Raw genomic sequence first — 1,258 nt, 5'->3', positions numbered from 1 at the left:
GTCGACGAGGAAACTGCTGGGACAACAGCCCGATGGAGCGCTTCTTTAGAAGCTTAAAAACAGAATGGATACCGATGACCGGCTATCGGGATATCGGTGAGGCTAAGAGTGAAATTTCACGATATGTGACGGGGTATTACAGTCAGCTGAGACCACATCAATATAACGGTGGGCTGACACCCAATGAGTCAGAGCGAAGATACTGGCTTGAATACAAAACCGTGGCCAATTTTAGTTGACCACTACACAGTTAATATCTATCCCGCTGTTTACGTGTATTGTCCCTATGCGACATTAGCTCAGTTGGCTCTTTGTTTCTGTCTGCAACCCATATTCTTTATCCTTCATTCATCTTCGAACGCGCTTAGGTGCCAAAGATTTTGGTCTTGGTGAATTTCTATGCACTATTGAAGAGTAATTTTGATGAGTGTTTTGTCGTTTTATCTATTGCCAGAGCCTTTAAGTTAACGATTATTGGCTCTTTATCGGCGTGAAGATCACAAAATTGTCATTAGCGTGATGTGAGATAAAATTCTTTAAGCTTGTCTAATGTAGCGACTTCAGAAGTGCGCAAATTATGACATTGTTCAAAAAAAACTGTGCTAATTACTCCCATAATGAAATCAAGTCAGTATTAACGCCTAAAGCTTGGCATCGATTGGAGTAGGAAAAATGAGATTTCAACAACTTAATGAACAGTTGGCATATGTCTCTAAGTGTCGCTTGGAAATGGCCCGTTTGTATGCGCGTTTACACAGCGCGGTAGATTCGTCTCGCGTGAAATTGATGCTGGAGTATTTGCAACAACATGAGAAAGAGGTGTCTAAGAAGATCGATGACTACATCGAAGAGGCGCCAAGCCGTCTGCTGGAACTCTGGTACAACGACATTGTGTTTGAAGACTTCATCAAGCGTTGTCAGGATGTGATTCCAGCAGCCAACATGAATGAAGATGATCTGCTTGAGCTACACCTGGATCTCGACAACCGTCTGATCGGTCTGTTTGAGAAGACGGCGGAATCCTCTGTGCCGGGGGATGTGAAGAACGCCCTTAACGATCTGGTGCGGGTCGAGAAGATTCAGCAGCAACGTCTTGTACACAGCAGTCTGAGAATGGAAGATATTTAAGCCGAGTTATGTAGGCTTGGTTTTTTAAGCAGAGCTATTTGACCATTTCGGACAAAGATACATATAAAAAAGGCGCCTTGGGCGCCTTTTTCTATTCTCACCCAGCTTATTTTAAGTCTAAGGTTATAGC

The 1,258-nt window shown here is 43.2% G+C and carries 2 protein-coding genes; both read left to right on the top strand.

Going from position 1 to position 1,258, the window contains the following annotated elements; genetic code table 11:
* On the top strand, nt 1-239 hold a 239-nt coding region (locus L1D47_RS20745), incomplete at its 5' end, for an integrase core domain-containing protein (RefSeq protein WP_239884257.1).
* 433 nt (nt 240-672) lie between these two features.
* Complete coding sequence (locus tag L1D47_RS20740) at nt 673-1,128, top strand: hypothetical protein (RefSeq protein ID WP_041508362.1); 456 nt, start codon at nt 673-675, stop codon at nt 1,126-1,128.
* The last annotated feature ends 130 nt before the right edge of the window (nt 1,129-1,258 follow it).

Origin of the sequence: Shewanella sp. Isolate7 (assembly GCF_022398425.1) — a bacterium.
Taxonomy (GTDB): Bacteria; Pseudomonadota; Gammaproteobacteria; order Enterobacterales; family Shewanellaceae; genus Shewanella.
Note: the sequence above shows the minus strand (reverse complement) of the source record. Positions and strands in the feature narration are given on the sequence as shown.

Bases quoted from the DNA above. Each gene is read 5' to 3' on its own strand.
- L1D47_RS20740 (WP_041508362.1), top strand. From the start codon at position 673: ATGAGATTTCAACAACTTAATGAACAGTTGGCATATGTCTCTAAGTGT.